The 19,707-nt window shown below is 60.2% G+C and carries 17 protein-coding genes; 13 read left to right on the forward strand and 4 right to left on the reverse strand.

The genetic code is table 11. From position 1 onward, the window contains the following. The first annotated feature begins 65 nt into the window (after positions 1–65). Positions 66–2,321: an Orn/Lys/Arg decarboxylase N-terminal domain-containing protein gene (locus tag DKY63_RS02065; RefSeq protein WP_110962575.1), complete on the forward strand. Its 2,256-nt coding sequence runs from the start codon at positions 66–68 to the stop codon at positions 2,319–2,321. A gap of 14 nt (positions 2,322–2,335) precedes the next feature. Continuing rightward, complete coding sequence (locus DKY63_RS02070; protein ID WP_110962576.1) at positions 2,336–2,950, forward strand: GNAT family N-acetyltransferase; 615 nt, start codon at positions 2,336–2,338, stop codon at positions 2,948–2,950. On the opposite strand, the gene DKY63_RS02075 is transcribed toward DKY63_RS02070, so the two are convergent. Together DKY63_RS02075 and DKY63_RS02080 are read right to left on the reverse strand one after the other, a co-directional pair. Next, positions 2,916–3,809, reverse strand: a complete 894-nt coding sequence (locus DKY63_RS02075; RefSeq protein ID WP_110962577.1) for a LysR substrate-binding domain-containing protein — start codon at positions 3,807–3,809, stop codon at positions 2,916–2,918. The two genes, DKY63_RS02070 and DKY63_RS02075, sit on opposite strands and share 35 nt — an antisense overlap. Before the next feature lie 98 nt (positions 3,810–3,907). After that, a complete protein-coding gene (locus tag DKY63_RS02080) occupies positions 3,908–4,132 on the reverse strand; it encodes a hypothetical protein (RefSeq protein ID WP_110967819.1) in 225 nt (74 codons plus the stop codon). 182 nt (positions 4,133–4,314) lie between these two features. On the opposite strand from DKY63_RS02080, the gene DKY63_RS02085 reads away from it, so the two are divergent. Next, positions 4,315–4,875: an NADPH-dependent FMN reductase gene (locus DKY63_RS02085; protein WP_110962578.1), complete on the forward strand. Its 561-nt coding sequence runs from the start codon at positions 4,315–4,317 to the stop codon at positions 4,873–4,875. 108 nt (positions 4,876–4,983) lie between these two features. On the opposite strand, the gene DKY63_RS02090 is transcribed toward DKY63_RS02085, so the two are convergent. Next, complete coding sequence (locus DKY63_RS02090) at positions 4,984–5,634, reverse strand: TetR/AcrR family transcriptional regulator (protein WP_110962579.1); 651 nt, start codon at positions 5,632–5,634, stop codon at positions 4,984–4,986. Positions 5,635–5,690: 56 nt separating this feature from the next. Here DKY63_RS02090 and DKY63_RS02095 point away from each other — a divergent pair, with 56 nt between their 5' ends. Both DKY63_RS02095 and DKY63_RS02100 read left to right on the forward strand, forming a co-directional pair. Continuing rightward, the gene (locus tag DKY63_RS02095; protein ID WP_110962580.1) at positions 5,691–6,794 is read left to right on the forward strand and encodes a DUF2855 family protein; all 1,104 of its coding nucleotides are present in this window, start codon (positions 5,691–5,693) and stop codon (positions 6,792–6,794) included. Between the two features lie 69 nt (positions 6,795–6,863). Then, complete coding sequence (locus DKY63_RS02100) at positions 6,864–8,147, forward strand: arsenic transporter (protein ID WP_110962581.1); 1,284 nt, start codon at positions 6,864–6,866, stop codon at positions 8,145–8,147. Positions 8,148–8,251: 104 nt separating this feature from the next. Here DKY63_RS02100 and DKY63_RS02105 read toward each other — a convergent pair whose 3' ends face one another. Beyond that, positions 8,252–9,202, reverse strand: a complete 951-nt coding sequence (locus tag DKY63_RS02105) for a DUF1853 family protein (protein WP_110962582.1) — start codon at positions 9,200–9,202, stop codon at positions 8,252–8,254. Positions 9,203–9,337: 135 nt separating this feature from the next. Here DKY63_RS02105 and DKY63_RS02110 point away from each other — a divergent pair, with 135 nt between their 5' ends. From DKY63_RS02110 to DKY63_RS02145, 8 genes are all read left to right on the forward strand, one after another. Next, on the forward strand, positions 9,338–10,228 hold the full coding sequence (locus tag DKY63_RS02110) for an NAD(+) kinase (protein WP_011333623.1): 891 nt from the start codon (positions 9,338–9,340) through the stop codon (positions 10,226–10,228). Then, positions 10,228–11,199, forward strand: a complete 972-nt coding sequence (locus tag DKY63_RS02115) for a metallophosphoesterase (protein WP_110962583.1) — start codon at positions 10,228–10,230, stop codon at positions 11,197–11,199. The genes DKY63_RS02110 and DKY63_RS02115 overlap by 1 nt, the downstream gene beginning before the upstream one ends. Continuing rightward, positions 11,196–12,065, forward strand: a complete 870-nt coding sequence (locus DKY63_RS02120) for a rhomboid family intramembrane serine protease (RefSeq protein ID WP_110962584.1) — start codon at positions 11,196–11,198, stop codon at positions 12,063–12,065. Before DKY63_RS02115 ends, DKY63_RS02120 begins: the two co-directional genes overlap by 4 nt. 34 nt (positions 12,066–12,099) lie before the next feature. Beyond that, positions 12,100–12,360 (forward strand): YeaC family protein, encoded by a 261-nt coding sequence (locus tag DKY63_RS02125; protein WP_110962585.1) that lies wholly within the window; start codon positions 12,100–12,102, stop codon positions 12,358–12,360. Beyond that, the gene (locus tag DKY63_RS02130) at positions 12,357–13,187 is read left to right on the forward strand and encodes a DUF2797 domain-containing protein (protein WP_110962586.1); all 831 of its coding nucleotides are present in this window, start codon (positions 12,357–12,359) and stop codon (positions 13,185–13,187) included. Before DKY63_RS02125 ends, DKY63_RS02130 begins: the two co-directional genes overlap by 4 nt. A 10-nt stretch (positions 13,188–13,197) precedes the next feature. Next, entirely contained in the window at positions 13,198–15,855 is a 2,658-nt protein-coding gene (gene pepN, locus DKY63_RS02135) for an aminopeptidase N (RefSeq protein ID WP_110962587.1), read from the forward strand. Positions 15,856–16,154: 299 nt separating this feature from the next. After that, a complete protein-coding gene (locus tag DKY63_RS02140; protein ID WP_110962588.1) occupies positions 16,155–17,207 on the forward strand; it encodes a WD40/YVTN/BNR-like repeat-containing protein in 1,053 nt (350 codons plus the stop codon). 28 nt (positions 17,208–17,235) lie between these two features. Beyond that, a complete protein-coding gene (locus DKY63_RS02145) occupies positions 17,236–19,620 on the forward strand; it encodes an efflux RND transporter permease subunit (protein WP_110962589.1) in 2,385 nt (794 codons plus the stop codon). The last annotated feature ends 87 nt before the right edge of the window (positions 19,621–19,707 follow it).

The raw sequence follows: 19,707 nt of genomic DNA on the forward strand, positions 1-19,707 counted from the left end.
GCTTCAACCCTCTACCCTGAGGTCATTGGCAGGCTCTGGCCTGCCGCCTCAGGACACTGAGCCTCATGTATAAAGATCTGAAATTCCCGGTCCTGATCGTCCACCGCGACATCAAGGCCGATACCGTCGCCGGCGACCGTGTGCGGGGTATCGCCCGGGAGCTGGAGCAGGAAGGTTTCAGCATCGTCTCGGCGGTGGATTACACCGAAGGGCGTCTGGTCGCTTCGACTCATCACGGTTTGTCGTGCATGTTGATCGCGGCGGAAGACGCCAGCGCTCACTCCCATTTACTCCAGAACATGGCCGAACTGATCGGGTTGGCCCGCGTACGTGCGCCGGATCTTCCGATCTTCGCCCTGGGCGAGCAGGTGACCCTGGAAAACGCGCCGGCCGACGCCATGGCCGAACTCAACCAGCTGCGCGGCATTCTGTACCTGTTCGAAGACACCGTGCCGTTTCTCGCGAGGCAAGTGGCGCGCGCTGCGCGCAAATATCTGGACGGACTGCTGCCACCGTTCTTCAAGGCGCTGGTGCAACACACCGCCGATTCCAACTATTCCTGGCACACTCCCGGTCACGGCGGCGGAGTGGCCTATTACAAAAGCCCGGTGGGGCAGGCCTTTCACCAGTTCTTCGGGGAAAACACCCTGCGTTCGGACCTGTCGGTTTCAGTGCCGGAGCTGGGTTCGCTGCTCGATCACACGGGGCCCCTGGCCGAAGCCGAGGCCAGGGCGGCGCGCAACTTCGGTGCCGATCACACCTTCTTCGTGATCAATGGCACTTCCACCGCGAACAAGATCGTCTGGCATTCCATGGTGGCGCGCGATGACCTGGTGCTGGTGGACCGCAACTGCCACAAGTCGGTACTGCACTCGATCATCATGACCGGCGCGATCCCCTTGTATCTGTGCCCGGAACGCAATGAATTGGGGATCATCGGCCCGATTCCGCTGAGCGAGTTCAGCCCGCAATCGATCCAGGCCAAGATCGATGCCAGCCCGTTGACCAAGGGCCGGGCGCCGAGGGTCAAGCTGGCGGTGGTGACCAACTCCACCTATGACGGCCTGTGCTACAACGCCGAGTTGATCAAGCAGCAACTGGGCAACAGTGTCGAGGTGCTGCACTTCGACGAAGCCTGGTACGCGTACGCGGCCTTCCATGAGTTTTTTGCCGGGCGCTACGGCATGGGCACCTCCTGCAGCGAAGACAGCCCGCTGGTCTTCACCACCCACTCCACCCACAAACTGTTGGCGGCCTTCAGTCAGGCCTCGATGATCCACGTGCAGGATGGCGGTGCGCGACAGTTGGACCGGGACCGCTTCAATGAAGCGTTCATGATGCACATCTCCACGTCGCCGCAGTACGGCATCATCGCCTCGCTGGACGTTGCTTCGGCAATGATGGAAGGCGGCGCGGGGCGTTCGCTGCTACAGGAAATGTTCGACGAGGCCCTGAGTTTCCGTCGTGCGCTGGCGAATCTGCGCCAGCACATTGCGGCTGACGACTGGTGGTTTTCCATTTGGCAGCCGCCGTCAGCGGAGGGTATCGAGCGGGTGGAGACTGCGGACTGGCTGCTGCAGCCCGGGGAGGACTGGCACGGCTTCGGCGACGTGACCGACGATTATGTGTTGCTCGATCCGATCAAGGTCACCCTGGTCATGCCGGGTCTTAACGCCGGTGGTGCCCTCAGTGAGCGCGGGATTCCGGCGGCCGTGGTCAGCAAGTTCCTCTGGGAGCGCGGGCTGGTGGTGGAAAAGACCGGTCTGTATTCGTTCCTCGTGCTGTTCTCCATGGGCATCACCAAGGGCAAATGGAGCACGCTGCTGACCGAGTTGCTGGAGTTCAAGCGCAGTTACGATGCCAACGTCAGTCTGGCAACTTGCCTGCCGTGTGTGGCGCAGCAGAATGTTGCGCGTTACCAGGGCATGGGCTTGCGCGACCTGTGCGATCAACTGCATGCCTGCTATCGCAGCAACGCCACGGCAAAGCATCTCAAGCGCATGTACACGGTGTTGCCGGAAGTCGCCATGAAACCTGCGGATGCCTATGACCATCTGGTGCGAGGCGATGTCGAAGCGGTGTCGATCGATGCCCTGGACGGGCGTATCGCTGCGGTGATGCTGGTGCCTTATCCGCCGGGAATTCCGTTGATCATGCCTGGCGAGCGTTTTACCGCAGCGACTCGCTCGATCATCGATTACCTGGCGTTTGCCCGCACGTTCGACAGCAGTTTTCCGGGGTTCGTAGCCGATGTGCACGGATTGCAACATGAAGATGAGGGCAATGGGCGGCATTACACCGTCGATTGCATCAAGGAATGAGGACGTTACCCAGTATGCAAGCGGACATGAATCCGATTAACCCGGGGTTGTCGGTGCGCGTTGCCGATGAAAGCTTCGCCACCTACATCTGGGGCAGCGATTTCAGCTTTGAAGTGGCAGCCTACGGGACCCCGCAAATAGGCCAGCCAGTCGAGCGATGGCTGGTGACGCCGATCACGCCCTACCGAAAATGCTATGGAATCGACCCGGAAGAATTCAGCAGCTTCCGCGACGCTGCCGACAGCGCGATTTTCATGGCCTTCCTGGATGGCGAGCCGGTCGGCCACCTGGTGATCAGCACCAACTGGAACGGTTTTGCCCATATCGACGAGCTGGCGGTGCATGCGCCGGCCCGACGCCACGGGGTGGCGAAGGCACTGCTCGACGTGGCGCAATTCTGGAGTCGCAAGAAAAAGCTGCCGGGCATCATGCTGGAAACCCAGAACAACAATCTGGGAGCGTGCCGGCTGTATGAGCGTTGCGGTTTCGTGATTGGCGGCATTGATCACATGCGCTATCGGGGTATCGACCCCAATACTGCCGAAGTGGCGCTGTTCTGGTATCGCGTCTTCGATAATCCGCTGGAAAACCCGATCAGCTCGCCATCATCGCCGCGGCTTGTTCCGTGATGATGTCCAGCAAGGTCTGGACGGCGGGCGAAGGCTCGCCGTTTTTCAATGTCAGGGCATAGACGCTGATTGGCACCGCAGGGGCCAGCGGGCAGGCATCCAGCCCGGCGGCCTTGGCGCCGAGTGCGGTGAAAGGGTCGACGATGGCCAGGCCTTCGCCAGCCTCGACCATGCTGCGCATCATCTGATGGGTCTGCACACGGGTCTGAACCACCGGTGCCGGGCGCAGGGCATGCAGTTTGTGCTCCAGGGCCGGGCTCAGCGGATCATGCCCTTCGAGACCGACCATCGCTTGCCCCGCCAGGTCCTGGAGAGAAATGTATTTCTGCTTCGGCTGTAGCCAGCCATGGGGGGCGAGCAGTTGCAACTTGCCCTGGGCTATCACCTGACACTGAATCTCGCTGCGATCCGGGTCATGCAGGCTCAGGCCCAGGTCGCTTTCACGCAGCAACAGGCTTCTGACGATGTCACGAGTGGGTTGGCTCAGCAGGGTGCAAGGCGCATCAGGCAGGCGCCGGCGCAGGGCCGCGATGCTTTGTGGCAGCAGTTGCTGGGCAAGGGGCGGAGTGCCGATGATGCGCAAAGGGGGCGCCAGATATTGCCGCAGGCTGGCGGCCAGGCGCTGTACCGGTTCAAGCGCATCGTAGACATGGGCAATTTCAACTTGCAGCTCCCGCGCTTCGCGGGTGGCCTGTAAACGTCCGCGCACGCTGGAGAACAGCATGAAACCCAACTGATCCTCAGCCTCGCGCAAAATCCGTTCAACCTCGGTCGAGGGCAGCTGCAACCATTCGGCGGCGGTGCCCATATGACCGGTCTGCAGGAGCGCCTGGATCACTTCGATATGGCGTAAACGCATGCGTGAAGTCCATGTTCAGCAGGTGAAGGAGTCAGTGGCTGAATCCTAACCCAAGTCCGTGCATATGACTTCTGATCATAACGCCCAATCTGCGGTACTTAAGAAGCTACGATCGATTCCGGCTCGCGGGTCAGGCTAACGCCGCTCTGTACCAGCTGAAACTCGTTGTCATCGAGCTTTTTGACGCGGTCGCCATGGGCCAGTTTGTAGGTAGTGAGCGGTGCACCATCTACCGATTGTGTGGAGTCCTGGAACTCATGTACCGAATAAACGCGGCCTTCTGCGTCTCTTGCGTGGAATTGACCGACGAGTACTGCTGCCATCTGCTTAAAACCTCTGGAGATAAAACGCTGGGGTTGCGGCTTGAATAGACCGCTACCGCCCACGGGAAGTTTTCCTGGGTAAAAAAAATATTCAGGACCCGGATATACCTATGTTCACTGGTTGAATCGTCATCTGATCACTATAACTAGAGGCTTCTCCCACGGACAAACGAGAGCCCCCCATGAGCAATGTCTATACCGTCGCTGTCATCGTCGGCAGCCTGCGTGAAGCATCGATCAACCGCAAGGTAGCCTTGGCGCTGGCGGATCTGGCGCCGGCCAACCTCAACCTGAAAATTGTCGAAATCCGCGATCTGCCGCTCTATAGCGAAGATATCGATGGTGCGACCCCGCCGGCAGCCTACAGCACTTTCCGACAGGAAGTTCGCTCATCCGACGCAGTGCTGTTCGTCACCCCGGAATACAACCGCTCGATACCCGCTCCGATGAAAAATGCCATTGACGTGGGCTCGCGCCCCTATGGAAAGGCGGTCTGGAGTGGCAAGCCGGGCGCGGTGATCAGTGTTTCGCCGGGTGCTGTAGGTGGGTTCGGCGCGAACCATCACCTGCGCCAATGCATGGTTTTTCTCGATGTACCGATGATGCAGCAGCCGGAGGCCTACTTGGGTGGCGCCGGTTCGGCATTTGACGAGTCGGGGAAACTGTCGGATTCCGTCAAGCCGTTCCTGCAAAAATTCATCGATTCCTACGGAAAGTGGGTCGAACAGCACAAGAAAGTCTGACAAACCGCGGTCCCGCAGGAGGAGTTTGCTCACGAGTAGCCCGAGGCCAACGTGTTTAACCAGTAAGCCCGTGTGATCGTTGAGGTTCATCGCGAGCAAGCTCGGCTCCTACAAAAGACGGCTACAGATCATCGTTTCCATTTCCGACAACCAGGCGGCGATTTGCGCCGCCGATGGTTGCGCAGTGATGCAATAGCGTCGGCCACCCCACGCCATGATCACCCAGGCATCGATGGTGGATGGCGAAGGAGGCGTGGGCAGGTCGCCACAGGCTGCGAAGGCTTCGCGCCACTTTTGCATGAGTTCTTCGAACACCCGCTGGTGATGTTTGGGTTCGGCAATCTGGTGTTCGATGAGCGACGCGGCATGATTGAACAGGGGGTAGCGGGCGTCATCGGGGTCGCAGGTCAGGCGCACCAGACGTTTGATTCGAGTTGCCCAGTCCAGTTCGCTGGCCCGTACGACGGCTTCATCGATATTCCGTAGCAAGGCATCCATTTGATGTCGTATGTAGCCGGAGAGCAGCGCCTCCTTGCTCGGGAAGTAATCGTAAAGGGTGCCGATCGCAACGCCGGCCTCCAGTGCCACTTCACGGGTGGTCAATCCAGGCCAGCCATCTCGCTGCCAAATCCGAACAAAAGCCTGGTAAATCGCCTCGACAGTGAAAATCGCCCGGGCCTGGCTCGGCCGTTTCAACGGCTTTGCACGTGGATTGAGAGTGGGTAATGGGGCCTTGCTGTTTCCGAACCCGCGCTTCATCGGTTGCCCTTACGCTGTTGCTACCCGCCACACTGTCGCAGCAGGAGACTGAAAAGATGCAAAGTTTGAGCACGGTAACACGGCTGATTACCCGTAAAAACGCCCTGGACCAGAGTCGCGTCGAGCAGCAACAACGCAGCCTGATTGCGGGCGAAGGGGAGGTGATCGTGAAAATTGATCGTTGCGCCCTGACGACCAACAACATTACCTACGCGGCCTACGGCGATTCCATGAACTATTGGGGATTCTTTCCTACGGGACTCGCAGAATGGGGCCACGTGCCGGCTTGGGGCTTTGCCGATGTCGTGGCTTCACAAGTGCCAGGCATCGAAGTCGGTGAGCGCTTCTACGGTTATTTTCCGATTGCCAGTCACCTGTGGATGCGCCCCGAGCGGGTCACCGATAGAGGGTTCTACGACGCTGCCGAACACCGGCTCGGATTGACCTCGGCCTACAACCAGTACACCCGTTGCAGTTGGGACACGTACTACAGCCCCGACAGCGAAAACCTGCAAATCCTGCTCAAACCGCTTTTCCTGACGTCTTCGATGCTCGCCGACTTTCTCCAGGACAACCAATTCTTCGGTGCGACGCGTCTGGTGTTCTCCAGCGCCTCAAGCAAAACCGCCTATGGCACCGCCGTGTGCCTGGACAATCATCCTGCTCTGGAGAGGGTGGCGCTGACCTCGGCGGGCAACAAGGCCTTTGTCGAGCAGTTGGATTGTTACGAGCGCACGGTCTCCTATGAAGAGCTCGCGACTCTGCCAAATGATCGTCCGACGCTCTACGTGGATTTTTCCGGCGACCTGGATCTGCGTGACCGGGTACACCAGCATTTTTCCGGTCAATTGCTCTACAGTTGCTTCGCGGGATCAGCGCAGAGCACCGATGAGGCTCGGCTGACGGCGATCGAAGGCCCCCAGCCGGTATTCTTTTTTGCGCCGATCCAGATTCGCAAGCGCAATACCGACTGGGGGCCGGAAGGGGTCAGCCAGCATATCGGCGAAGGCTTGCGCGAGTTTTACAAAAAGGTGACGGCGATTGAAAAGCCATTGCTGGAGGTGGTAGAAAGCCGGGGTTTTGAGGCGGCGCAGGATGTCATTGCTCGCTTGTTTCATGGGCAGGCCGCACCATTGGAAGGGCATGTGATTCGGTTGTGACGGATCCGTGTCGGGAGTTTCAGGGGCGGTCTGTCTTCAATTTGGCTCAATTGACTCAGGCTGCCCCGGATGCTCATCGCGTCACTGATTTTCCTGCTGACCATCACGCTGGTGATCTGGCAACCCAAGGGCCTGGGCGTAGGCTGGAGCGCGGTATCTGGCGCGTTGCTGGCGCTGCTGTTCGGCGTCGTGCACCTGAGCGACATTCCGTTGGTGTGGCAGATCATCTGGAATGCCACCGGCACCTTTGTCGCGCTGATCATCATCAGCCTGTTGCTGGACGAGGCCGGGTTGTTCGCCTGGGCCGCGCTGCATGTGGCCCGCTGGGGGCGGGGCAGCGGGCGCAAGCTGTTCGCCTGCATGGTGTTGCTCGGCGCACTGGTTTCGGCGTTGTTTGCCAACGACGGTGCGGCGCTGATCCTTACGCCCATCGTCATCTCCATGCTCGTGGCATTGCGCTTTTCCCGGGCGGCGACCCTGGCGTTCGTCATGGGCGCCGGTTTCATCGCCGACACCGCGAGCCTGCCGCTGGTGGTGTCGAACCTGGTGAACATCGTTTCCGCGGACTTTTTCAAGATCGGTTTCAACCGCTACGCGGTGGTGATGATCCCGGTCAACCTGGTCAGCGTGGCGGCGACGCTTGCGGTGCTGATGTGGTTTTTCCGGCGTGACATTCCCCAAGACTATGATCCCGAGCAACTGGAGCACCCGGCGTCCGCCATCCATGACAAGGCGACGTTCTACGCCGGCTGGGCGGTCCTGGTGATTCTGCTGCTCGGGTGTTTCGCCCTGGAACCGTTGGGAATTCCGATCAGCGCGATTTCGGCGGTGTGTGCCGCCTTGTTACTGGTCATTGCGGGGCGCGGCCACAAGATTTCCACGCGCAAGGTCATGAAAGGGGCGCCCTGGCATATCGTGATTTTCTCGCTGGGCATGTACTTGGTCGTTTACGGCCTGCGCAACGCAGGGCTCACCGGGTATCTCGCGGGATGGCTGAACGGCTTCGCCGAATATGGCGTGTGGGGCGCGGCCATGGGGACCGGGGTGCTGACAGCGCTGTTGTCGTCGATCATGAACAATTTGCCGACGGTGCTGATCGGCCTGCTTTCCATTGATGCCAGTCAGGCGACGGGTGTGGTGAAGGAGGCCATGATCTACGCCAACGTCATCGGCAGCGACCTGGGGCCTAAAATCACGCCGATTGGCAGCCTGGCAACGCTGCTGTGGCTGCATGTGCTGGAGCGCAAGAACATTCGCATTGGCTGGGGGGCTTACTTCAGGGTCGGGATTGTGTTGACGGTGCCGGTGTTGCTGGTGACCTTGGCGGCCTTGGCTTTGCGGTTGTCCATTTAGACCGAGGCGACCCAATCGCGAGCAGGCTCGCTCCCACATGGGGAGTGTATTCCCCTGTAGGAGCGAGCCTGCTCGCGATAGCGGTACTCTCTCCAATACGAAGCTCAGCCTTGCCCCGGCACATCCGGCCATAGATCCGCCACCAGAAACAGCCGCTCCGCTTCTTCCCAATCACCCTCGACATTTTCCGTCAGCCGCACCAGCAATTGCGCCGGCGCCACGGGCGACAACTCACTCAACCAGGCATTCAACTGCTCGGCACTCCAGGTCTGTTCCGCAGGGTAGTGCGCCGGCGCCAGCCAGGCATGGCGGGGCAGGGGTTGCCAGCGCCCGGGCGGGCTTTGCCCGACGAATTCAGCCCAATCCTTTTGATGCAGCCAGCGCCCGCGCAAGTGCAGGGGGTGCGCGCCGCTGGGAGAGGCCGCTTGCCCCGGCCATGGATAGAGCAGATAACCTCCCAGCCACAAGTGCGCGTCGAATTGCTGGATATCCAGCGCCGCCAGCATTTCCCGGCTTTCCTCACGAGCGGAAATCGGCAGTTGATGCTGGCTCAAATGCTTGAGTTTGCGGTCCAGGCGGTCATGGCAGCCGGGGCCGAACCATTGCGCGGTGTCGCGGCCGTTACCGTTCTGCGGCCCCAGATAAAGCTTTATGGCCAGTTCCAGGTGATGCACGCCATCGCGATCGCGCAACAGCATATCCAGTTCGCCCAGGGTGTGGCCCTCGCGGCGGATCGGCATGTTAGCGGCAATCAATTCGACGCCGGGCGCCTGTTCGACGGCAAATTGCCAGAGGCGCTCGTAATACAGCCCCAGGCGTCGCGTCCGGGCTTGAGACAGCCAGTGCAGCAGGCCGTAGCTGTCCTGATCCAGCTTGCGCAACCAGTGTTCCAGGCGATCCGGCGCCTGGACCCAGTCACTGCCGGACAGGGGATGGCGTTGCGGCCACGGCGCGTCGGCCAGCATCGGCGGCGCGAGGATGACCCACGCCAGGTCGCGCACTTCGGGGTGGCGCAACTGGTGGGGTAACTGCGACAACTCTGGAAATAGGATCATCTTGCGAGCATAGCCTCAAACAGGAGTACGTCCTTGTCGCTGAAAGGATTTTGTCTATCCGGCGCTTTCGCCCATAATCGTGCTTTTCGCCGTCGCAGGCCGCCGCGCTCTGCCCCCGAGTCCTGTAGGAGCCCCATGGAGCAATTTCGTAATATCGGCATCATCGGCCGCCTGGGCAGCTCCCAGGTGCTGGATACCGTCCGCCGACTCAAGCGTTTTCTGCTCGACCGTCACCTGCATGTGATCCTCGAAGACACCATCGCTGAAGTCCTGCCGGGCCACGGCTTGCAAACCTCGTCGCGCAAGATGCTCGGCGAAGTGTGTGACATGGTGATTGTGGTCGGCGGTGATGGCAGCCTGCTTGGCGCCGCAAGGGCGCTGGCCAAGCACAATATCCCGGTGCTCGGCATCAACCGTGGCAGCCTGGGCTTTCTCACCGACATCCGTCCCGATGAGCTGGAAATCAAGGTCGCCGAAGTGCTCGACGGCCACTATCTGGTGGAAAACCGCTTCCTGCTGCAGGCCGAAGTCCGTCGTCACGCTGAGGCCATCGGGCAGGGCGATGCACTGAACGACGTGGTGCTGCACCCCGGCAAGTCCACGCGGATGATCGAGTTCGAGCTGTATATCGACGGCCAGTTCGTCTGCAGCCAGAAGGCCGACGGCCTGATCGTCGCCACGCCCACCGGATCCACTGCCTACGCGCTTTCCGCCGGCGGCCCGATCATGCATCCCAAGCTCGACGCCATTGTAATTGTGCCGATGTACCCCCATACCTTGTCGGGCCGGCCAATTGTGGTAGATGGCAACAGTGAGCTGAAAATCGTCGTGTCGAAGGATATGCAGATTTACCCGCAAGTCTCGTGTGACGGGCAGAACCACTTTACCTGTGCGCCCGGCGACACCATCACCGTCAGTAAAAAGGCCCAGAAGTTGCGGCTGATCCACCCACTCGACCACAACTACTATGAAGTCTGCCGGACCAAGCTCGGCTGGGGCAGCAAGTTGGGTGGTGGAGGCGACTGATGCTCGATCCCGCGCGTAGCTACGACCTGATCGGTGACGTGCACGGTTGCGCTCTGACCCTTGAGCATTTGCTCGACCGGCTCGGTTATCACAAACAAGGTGGCGTCTGGCGCCATGCCTCACGCATGGCAGTGTTCGTCGGCGACATCATCGACCGTGGCCCACGGATTCGCGAGGCGTTGCATATCGTCCACGACATGGTCGAGGCCGGTCAGGCGCTGTGCATCATGGGCAATCACGAATTCAACGCCCTGGGCTGGGCGACGCCGGCACTGCCCGGCAGCGGCAAGCAATTCGTGCGCGAACATACCCCGCGCCACGCCCGTTTGCTGCATGAAACCCTGACCCAGTTCGAACACCATCCAGGCGACTGGCATGATTTCCAGCAATGGTTCTATGAGCTGCCACTGTTCGTCGATGCCGGGCGCTTCCGGGTAGTCCATGCCTGCTGGGACGCCGGCCTTATCGAGCCGCTGCGGGCCCTGTTCCCCAATGGCTGCGTGGATGAACACTTCCTACAGGCTTCTGCCGAGTCGGGCAGTTTTGCCTGCACCGTGTTCGACCGCCTGCTGCGCGGCACCGACATGCGCCTGCCTGACGGCCTGACCATGACCAGTGGCGATGGCCTGGTGCGTTCATTCTTCCGCACCAAATTCTGGGAAGACGACCCGCAAACCTACGGCGACATCGTGTTCCAGCCCGATGCGCTGCCAGATCCGGTGGCACGCAAGCCATTGTCCTCCAGCGAAAAGAACAACCTGCTGCGCTACGGCGTCGACGAACCGTTGCTGTTTGTCGGTCATTACTGGCGCAGTGGCAAACCGGCGCCGATTCGTCCGAACCTGGCCTGCCTGGATTACAGCGCCGTGCTCTATGGCAAGCTGGTCGCCTATCGGCTGGATCAGGAAACGCGGCTCGATCCGCACAAATTTGTCTGGGTCGATGTCGAGCGGCCAGAGGTGTTGAAATGAGTAAGGTCGCGGTATTGCGCCTGCCCTTGGCGGTGGACCTGAGCGGCTTCGTCAAGTTGCTGCAGCGCATGCAGGTGCCGCACCGGGTCAGCGAAGAGGCGGGCGAGCAGGTGCTCTGGGTGCCGGACAATATCAGCGAAGACGTGCGTGCCTTGTACGAGCGTTTTCCAGCGGGCGATCCCGAGCAACAGCTGGATATTCCGGTGGCACAGACCGTTCGCCGGCCGGGCTTCCTCGAGCAGGTTCGCTACGCCAAGGCCACCGCAGTCGTGTTGCTGCTGAGCATTCTGGTCGGCACGCTGACGCAGTTGGGCGAAAACTTCAGCACCCTGCACTGGTTCACCTTCCTCGATTTCCGTGTGGCCGGCGAGTACATCCACTTCACGCCACTGGCCACCAGTCTGGCGGAGGGCCAATGGTGGCGGCTGGTCAGCCCGATGCTGATCCACTTCGGCATCCTGCACCTGGCGATGAACGGCATGTGGTACTGGGAGCTGGGACGACGCATCGAATCGCGCCAGGGCACCATCAATCTGATTGGCCTGACCTTGCTCTTCAGCCTGGCGTCCAACTACGCACAGTACCTGTATACCGGCCCGAGCCTGTTCGGAGGCCTGTCCGGCGTGCTGTACGGGTTGCTGGGCCATTGCTGGATTTTCCAGCTACTGGCACCGAACGCCGCCTATCGTCTGCCACGTGGCGTGCTGGTAATGATGCTGGTCTGGTTGCTGCTCTGCATGTCCGGGCTGGTCTCGATGATCGGCTTCGGTGAAATCGCCAACGCGGCCCATGTCAGCGGGCTGCTCGTCGGATGCTTGACCGGCTTGTTGGGTGGTTTGTACAACCGCCGTAAACTGGCCGCCTGAAACAGTTTATGTAAATAGAGAACGCGGAGACCCAATGTCCTCTTTTAACGAAATGATCAAGAACATCACCCCGGACATATACCAGAGCCTGAAACTGGCGGTGGAAATCGGTAAATGGTCCGACGGTGGCAAGCTCACCGCCGAGCAACGCGAACTGTCGCTGCAAGCGATGATCGCCTGGGAAATCCAGAACCTGCCCGAGGAAGAGCGTACTGGCTACATGGGCCCGCAGGAGTGTGCGTCGAAGTCGATTCAAGTGCCGAATATCCTGTTCAAGTCGGATGCCATCCATTGATCGAGATTGGCCGCGGTGCAATCAGCAAAATGTCGGCGCGCCTGGACGGGCCGAACGTGCAATACGCCTTTCGCCTGGGCGACGTCGAGGTACCGGTCAATCCGTTGATCGGCAGCACGGTACGCCTGGAATATTTGGGTGCGATCCATTGCATCCATTGCGGGCGCAAGACTAAAACCAGTTTCAGCCAGGGTTACTGCTACCCGTGCATGACCAAGCTGGCCCAGTGCGACGTGTGCATCATGAGCCCGGAACGTTGCCATTTCGACGCCGGCACCTGCCGTGAGCCGGAGTGGGGCGAGAAGTTCTGCATGACCGATCACATCGTCTACCTGTCGAATTCTTCCGGGGTGAAAGTCGGGATTACCCGCGCCACCCAGTTGCCGACTCGGTGGATCGACCAGGGTGCCCGTCAGGCGCTGCCGATCATGCGCGTCGCCACTCGCCAGCAGTCCGGCTTCGTCGAGGATCTGTTCCGCAGTCAGGTGGCCGACAAGACCAACTGGCGTGCCTTGCTCAAGGGTGAAGCGGCGTCGGTGGATCTGGCCGGGGTTCGCGACGAGCTGTTCGCCAGTTGCGCGGACGGCCTTCGCGCTTTGCAGGATCGATTCGGCCTGCAGGCGATCCAGCCGGTGACCGATGTCGAAACGCTCGAAATCAAATACCCGGTCGAGCAGTACCCGGCCAAGATTGTCAGTTTCAACCTGGACAAGCAGCCGATTGCCGAAGGCACGCTGTTGGGGGTCAAGGGCCAGTACCTGATCTTCGATACCGGCGTGATCAACATTCGTAAATACACGGCCTACCAGCTCGCCGTGCATCAGTAAGGACTCCAGCATGCGCACCGAACAACCGAAGATGATCTACCTCAAGGACTATCAGGCGCCCGAGTACCTGATTGACGAAACTCACCTGACCTTCGAGTTGTTCGAGGACCACAGCCTGGTCCATGCGCAACTGGTGATGCGCCGCAACCCCGAGCGTGGCCCGGGCCTGCCGCCGCTGGTGCTGGACGGCCAGCAGCTCGATTTGCTATCGGTCACCCTGGCTGACCGTGAACTGACGGCGGCTGACTATCAGTTGACCGAGAACCACCTGACGCTGCACCCGACCAGCACCACTTTCACGGTCGATACCAGCGTGCGCATCCACCCGGAAACCAACACCGCGCTGGAAGGCCTGTACAAGTCCGGCACGATGTTCTGCACCCAGTGCGAGGCTGAGGGCTTTCGCAAGATTACCTATTACCTCGACCGTCCGGACGTGATGAGCACGTTCACCACCACCGTGGTCGCCGAGCAGCACAGCTACCCGGTGCTGCTGTCCAACGGCAACCCGATCGCCTCGGGCCCTGGCGAAGATGGCCGGCACTGGGCGACCTGGGAAGATCCGTTCAAGAAGCCGGCTTACCTGTTTGCACTGGTGGCCGGTGATTTGTGGTGTGTCGAAGACACCTTCACCACCATGACTGATCGTGTCGTGGCACTGCGTATCTACGTCGAACCGGAAAACATCGACAAGTGCCAGCACGCCATGGACAGCCTGAAGAAGTCCATGCGCTGGGACGAGGAGGTGTACGGTCGCGAGTACGATCTGGACATCTTCATGATCGTCGCCGTGAACGACTTCAACATGGGCGCGATGGAGAACAAGGGCCTCAACATCTTCAACTCCAGTGCCGTGCTGGCCAAGGCCGAAACCGCCACCGACGCCGCGCATCAGCGAGTCGAAGCCATCGTCGCCCACGAGTACTTCCACAACTGGTCGGGCAACCGCGTGACCTGCCGCGACTGGTTCCAGTTGTCGCTCAAGGAAGGCTTCACCGTTTTCCGCGACTCGCATTTCTCCGCCGACATGAACTCGGCCACGGTCAAGCGCATCCAGGACGTCGCTTATCTGCGCACTCACCAGTTCGCCGAAGACGCCGGCCCCATGGCCCACGCCGTGCGCCCGGACAGCTTCATCGAGATTTCCAACTTCTACACCCTGACCGTGTATGAAAAGGGTTCGGAAGTGGTCGGCATGATCCATACCTTGCTCGGCGCCGAAGGCTTCCGCAAAGGCAGCGACCTGTACTTCGAACGCCACGACGGCCAGGCCGTGACCTGCGATGACTTCATCAAGGCCATGGAAGACGCCAACGGTGTCGACCTGACCCAGTTCAAGCGCTGGTACAGCCAGGCGGGCACTCCGCGTCTGGTGGTCAGTGAGTCTTACGATGCCGCAGCGAAAACCTACAGCCTGACCTTCCGCCAGAGCTGCCCGCAAACCCCGGACAAGGTGGAAAAGCTGCCGTTCGTGATTCCGGTCGCCCTCGGTCTGCTGGATGGCAAGGGCGCCGAAATGCCGCTGCGTCTTGCTGGCGAAGCTTCCGCGCAAGGCACTTCGCGAGTCATCTCCGTGACCGAAGCCGAGCAGACCTTCACCTTCGTCGATGTCGCCGAACAGCCGCTGCCATCCTTGCTGCGTGGCTTCTCCGCGCCGGTAAAACTCAGCTTCCCGTACAACCGCGACCAACTGATGTTCCTGATGCAGCACGACAGCGACGGTTTCAATCGCTGGGACGCCGGCCAGCAATTGTCGGTGCAGGTGCTGCAGGAACTGATTGCCCAGCAGCAGAAGGGTGAAACGCTGGTACTGGATCAGCGTCTGGTGTCGGCCTTGCGCACCGTGCTGTCCGATGAGTCGCTTGATCAGGCGATGGTCGCCGAAATGCTTTCGTTGCCGAGCGAAGCCTATCTGACCGAAATCAGCGAAGTGGCGGATGTCGAGGCCATTCACCTCGCCCGTGAATTCGCTCGCAAGCAACTGGCCGAGGCGTTGCTCGAAGGCCTGTGGCTGCGCTATCAGGCCAACCGCGAACTGTCGAAACAAACGCCATACGTGGCCGAAGCCGAGCATTTCGCCCGTCGTGCGTTGCAGAATATTGCGCTGTCGTACCTGATGCTCAGCGGCAAACCTGAAGTGCTGGCGGCGACGCTGGAGCAGTTCGATGCCTGCGACAACATGACCGAGCGCCTGACCGCGCTGGCGGTGCTGGTCAATTCACCGTTCGAGGAGCAGAAAGCCAAGGCCCTGGCCAGTTTCGCCGCGCACTTCAGCGACAACCCGCTGGTCATGGATCAGTGGTTCAGCGTTCAGGCCGGCAGCGTATTGCCGGGTGGTCTGGAGCGGGTCAAGGCACTGATGGAGCATCCGGCGTTCAACATCAAGAACCCGAACAAGGTGCGCGCGCTGATCGGTGCGTTTGCCGGGCAGAACCTGATCAACTTCCACGCGGCGGATGGTTCGGGGTATCGCTTCCTCGCGGACCTGGTGATCGAGCTCAATGGCTTCAACCCGCAAATCGCCTCCCGTCAATTGGCGCCGCTGACACGCTGGCGCAAGTATGACACTGCGCGTCAGGCGTTGATGAAAGGCGAGCTGGAGCGCATTCGCGCTTCGGGACAATTGTCCAGCGACGTGTTTGAAGTGGTCAGCAAGAGCCTGGCTTGATCAGGTAGCTGCACCTGCAGGGTCCACCCGGACCCTGCAGGACCTTCCATCCTCCCCAAACCGCGATCACCCCGCCCAATACCCCATCATTCAGAAAAACCACATCCCCCAACTGTTAACAAAACATAACGTGCCGTCGATTGTCAGGCGTTTAAAAACCTCTATAGGATAAGCCAGCTTCCGAAGGGGCTCTGGATTGCGGGTTTCAGGACATTGTTCTGAAGCGGCGAGTCCAGGCGTGCACCCTTGCGGCGCCCTGAAAGGTTGAATGACCTAACAATAATAATGGGGGAAGGTCTATGAGTGAGCCTGTCATGGGTGTGGGTACCTGCCGCCCGCCGGCACTGCGTAAATTCGCCTTGTTGGCTACAGCGCTCTCGCTGTTGGGCTGTTCCGTGTGGTCGGCGTCAGCCTTGTCGGCCGATGCTCCGGCAACTGACGCTGTTTATTCCGTTGAATCGGCCAAGGCCAGCAAAAGCCTGGTGCTCGATGTCGTTCACGCAGGCAAGCGCCTGGTGGCGGTCGGGGATCGCGGGCACATTCTTTATTCCGATGACCAGGGCGCGACCTGGACCCAGGCGAAGGTGCCAACCCGGCAACTGCTGACCTCGGTGTTCTTTGTCGATGACAAGCACGGCTGGGCCGTTGGTCATGACGCACAGATCCTCTCCAGCGAGGACGGCGGCGTTACCTGGACCAAGCAATTCGAAGATCTCAAACGCGAATCGCCGCTGCTCGACGTCTGGTTTCAGGACGTCAGCAACGGCTTTGCCGTGGGCGCCTATGGTGCCTTGATGGCGACCACCGATGGCGGGAAAAACTGGGAAGACGTCAGCGATCGCCTGGACAACGAAGACCAGTACCACCTCAACGCCATCACCGCGGTCAAGGATGCCGGGCTGTTCATCGTGGGCGAGCAGGGCAGCATGTTCCGTTCCGCCGACTGGGGGCAGACCTGGGAGAAGCTCGAAGGTCCGTACGAAGGTTCGCTGTTCGGCGTGATCGGCACCGCTCAACCCAACACCCTGTTGGCCTACGGCCTGCGCGGCAATCTTTATCGCTCCACGGACTTCGGCAGCACTTGGGAGCAGGTCGAACTCAAGGCTGAGCGTGGCGCGCTGGAGTTCGGCCTGTCCGGCGGCACGTTGCTCGAGGATGGTTCCATCGTGATCGTCGGCAACGGCGGTTCGGTGATCAGCAGCAGCGACAACGGCGAAACCTTCAGCGTCTTCAACCGTCGGGATCGTATTTCCATCTCGTCGGTGGTCGGTGCAGGGAACGGCAATCTGATCCTGGGTGGGCAGGGCGGCGTTCGCGCAACGATGCCAAACGGTGCCGAGTTGGGCAAATGAGCTACGTTAATAATAAGAAGGCGGGGCTATGACTTCCTTGAGCACTCATCATCAGGACAAGGCGACGTTTCTTGAGCGCCTGATTTTCAACAACCGCCCGGCAGTGATCACCATCTGCCTGCTGGTCAGCATTTTCCTGTTCTGGCAGGCCACGCTGATCCGGCCATCCACCAGTTTCGAAAAAATGATCCCGCTGGAGCATCCCTTCATTCAAAAGATGATGGAGCACCGCAACGATCTGGCGAACCTGGGCAACACCGTGCGGATTTCCGTGGAAGCCACCGACGGTGACATCTTTTCCAAGGAGTACATGGAGACCCTGCGTCAGATCCACGACGAGGTGTTCTACATTTCCGGCGTCGACCGCTCCGGCCTCAAGTCCCTGTGGAGCCCGAGCGTTCGCTGGACCGAAGTGACGGAGGAGGGCTTCGCCGGTGGTGAAGTGATCCCGCAGAGTTACAACGGCTCCCAGCAGAGCCTCGACATGCTGCGCAACAACGTACTCAAGTCCGGGCAGATCGGGCGGCTGGTGGCCAACGACTTCAAGTCGAGCATCGTCGACATCCCGTTGCTGGAGTCCTATCCGGACCCGCAGGACCAGGGCAAGCTGCTGGCGCTCGACTACCGCAAGTTCTCCCACGATCTTGAAGAAAAGATCCGGGACAAGTTCGAAAAACAGAACCCCAACGTAAAGATCCATATCGTCGGTTTCGCCAAGAAGGTCGGTGACCTGATCGATGGCCTGGTGATGGTGGTGATGTTCTTCGGCGTCGCCTTCGTCATCACTCTGATCCTGCTCTATTGGTTCACCAACTGCATGCGCAGTACCGTGGCGGTGTTGAGCACGACACTGGTGGCGGTGATCTGGCAACTGGGGTTGATGCATTTCTTCGGCTTCGGTCTCGACCCGTACTCGATGCTGGTGCCGTTCCTGATCTTCGCCATCGGCATTTCCCACGGTGTGCAGAAAATCAACGGTATCGCCCTGCAATCCAGTGAGGCGGACAACGCCCTGACCGCTGCGCGCCGTACCTTCCGTCAACTGTTCCTGCCGGGGATGATCGCGATCCTCGCCGACGCCGTGGGCTTCATCACCCTGCTGATCATCGACATCGGCGTGATCCGCGAGCTGGCCATTGGCGCGTCCATCGGCGTGGCGGTGATCGTGTTCACCAACCTGATCCTGCTGCCGGTGGCGATTTCCTACGTCGGCATCAGCAAGCGCGCCGTGGACCGCAGCAAGAAGGACGCGCACCGCGAACATCCGTTCTGGCGCCTGCTGGCCAACTTTGCCAGCGCCAAGGTGGCCCCGGTCTCGATTCTGCTGGCGTTGATCGCCTTTGGCGGCGGCCTCTGGTACAGCCAGAACCTGAAGATTGGTGACCTCGACCAGGGTGCGCCGGAGCTGCGTCCGGATTCGCGCTACAACAAGGACAACAACTTCATCATCAACAACTACTCCACCAGCTCCGATGTATTGGTGGTGATGGTCAAGACCAAGGCCGAAGGTTGCTCGCGCTATGAAGCCATGGCGCCGATCGACGAGCTGATGTGGAAGATGCAGAACACCGAGGGCGTGCAGTCGGCGATTTCCCTGGTGACCGTGTCCAAGCAGATGATCAAGGGCATGAACGAGGGCAACCTGAAATGGGAAACCCTGTCGCGTAACCCGGACGTGCTGAACAACTCCATCGCCCGTGCCGATGGCCTGTACAACAACAATTGCTCCCTGGCGCCGGTGCTGGTGTTCCTCAATGATCACAAGGCCGAGACCCTGGATCGTGCGGTGCATGCGGTGCAGGAGTTCGCCAAGGAAAACAACAAGGAAGGCCTGGAGTTCATCCTCGCCGCCGGTAACGCCGGTATCGAGGCGGCCACCAACGAGGTGATCAAGAAGTCCGAGCTGACCATCCTGATCCTGGTGTACATCTGTGTGGCGGTCATGTGCATGATCACCTTCCGCTCCTGGGCGGCGACCTTGTGTATCGTGCTGCCGCTGGTACTGACCTCGGTACTGGGCAACGCCCTGATGGCCTTCATGGGCATCGGCGTGAAGGTCGCGACCTTGCCGGTGGTGGCCTTGGGCGTGGGCATCGGCGTGGACTACGGCATCTACATCTACAGCCGTCTGGAAAGCTTCCTGCGCGCCGGTTTGCCGCTGCAAGAGGCGTACTATCAGACGCTGAAGTCCACCGGTAAAGCCGTGCTATTCACCGGTCTGTGCCTGGCCATCGGCGTGTGCACCTGGATCTTCTCGGCGATCAAGTTCCAGGCCGACATGGGCCTGATGCTGACCTTCATGCTGCTGTGGAACATGTTCGGCGCGCTGTGGCTGCTGCCAGCGCTGGCACGCTTCCTGATCAAGCCGGAGAAACTGGCGGGGCAGAAGGGCAATTCGCTGTTTGCGCACTGATCGGCGAGCAGAAACACCAAAACCGCAACCTCAGGGTTGCGGTTTTTTTATATCTCGAATTCACACAAGCCTTGTAGGAGCTGAGCT

Source organism: Pseudomonas putida (genome assembly GCF_003228315.1).
Taxonomy (GTDB): Bacteria; Pseudomonadota; Gammaproteobacteria; order Pseudomonadales; family Pseudomonadaceae; genus Aquipseudomonas; species Aquipseudomonas putida_S.

Coding starts and splice junctions, on each gene's coding strand:
- DKY63_RS02090 (WP_110962579.1), bottom strand. CDS start 5,634: ATGAAGCGCGGGTTCGGAAACAGCAAGGCCCCATTACCCACTCTCAAT.
- DKY63_RS02145 (WP_110962589.1), top strand. CDS start 17,236: ATGACTTCCTTGAGCACTCATCATCAGGACAAGGCGACGTTTCTTGAG.
- DKY63_RS02070 (WP_110962576.1), top strand. CDS start 2,336: ATGCAAGCGGACATGAATCCGATTAACCCGGGGTTGTCGGTGCGCGTT.
- DKY63_RS02110 (WP_011333623.1), top strand. CDS start 9,338: ATGGAGCAATTTCGTAATATCGGCATCATCGGCCGCCTGGGCAGCTCC.
- DKY63_RS02065 (WP_110962575.1), top strand. CDS start 66: ATGTATAAAGATCTGAAATTCCCGGTCCTGATCGTCCACCGCGACATC.
- pepN (WP_110962587.1), top strand. CDS start 13,198: ATGCGCACCGAACAACCGAAGATGATCTACCTCAAGGACTATCAGGCG.
- DKY63_RS02140 (WP_110962588.1), top strand. CDS start 16,155: ATGAGTGAGCCTGTCATGGGTGTGGGTACCTGCCGCCCGCCGGCACTG.
- DKY63_RS02075 (WP_110962577.1), bottom strand. CDS start 3,809: ATGCGTTTACGCCATATCGAAGTGATCCAGGCGCTCCTGCAGACCGGT.
- DKY63_RS02105 (WP_110962582.1), bottom strand. CDS start 9,202: ATGATCCTATTTCCAGAGTTGTCGCAGTTACCCCACCAGTTGCGCCAC.
- DKY63_RS02085 (WP_110962578.1), top strand. CDS start 4,315: ATGAGCAATGTCTATACCGTCGCTGTCATCGTCGGCAGCCTGCGTGAA.
- DKY63_RS02080 (WP_110967819.1), bottom strand. CDS start 4,132: ATGGCAGCAGTACTCGTCGGTCAATTCCACGCAAGAGACGCAGAAGGC.
- DKY63_RS02095 (WP_110962580.1), top strand. CDS start 5,691: ATGCAAAGTTTGAGCACGGTAACACGGCTGATTACCCGTAAAAACGCC.
- DKY63_RS02125 (WP_110962585.1), top strand. CDS start 12,100: ATGTCCTCTTTTAACGAAATGATCAAGAACATCACCCCGGACATATAC.
- DKY63_RS02120 (WP_110962584.1), top strand. CDS start 11,196: ATGAGTAAGGTCGCGGTATTGCGCCTGCCCTTGGCGGTGGACCTGAGC.
- DKY63_RS02100 (WP_110962581.1), top strand. CDS start 6,864: ATGCTCATCGCGTCACTGATTTTCCTGCTGACCATCACGCTGGTGATC.
- DKY63_RS02115 (WP_110962583.1), top strand. CDS start 10,228: ATGCTCGATCCCGCGCGTAGCTACGACCTGATCGGTGACGTGCACGGT.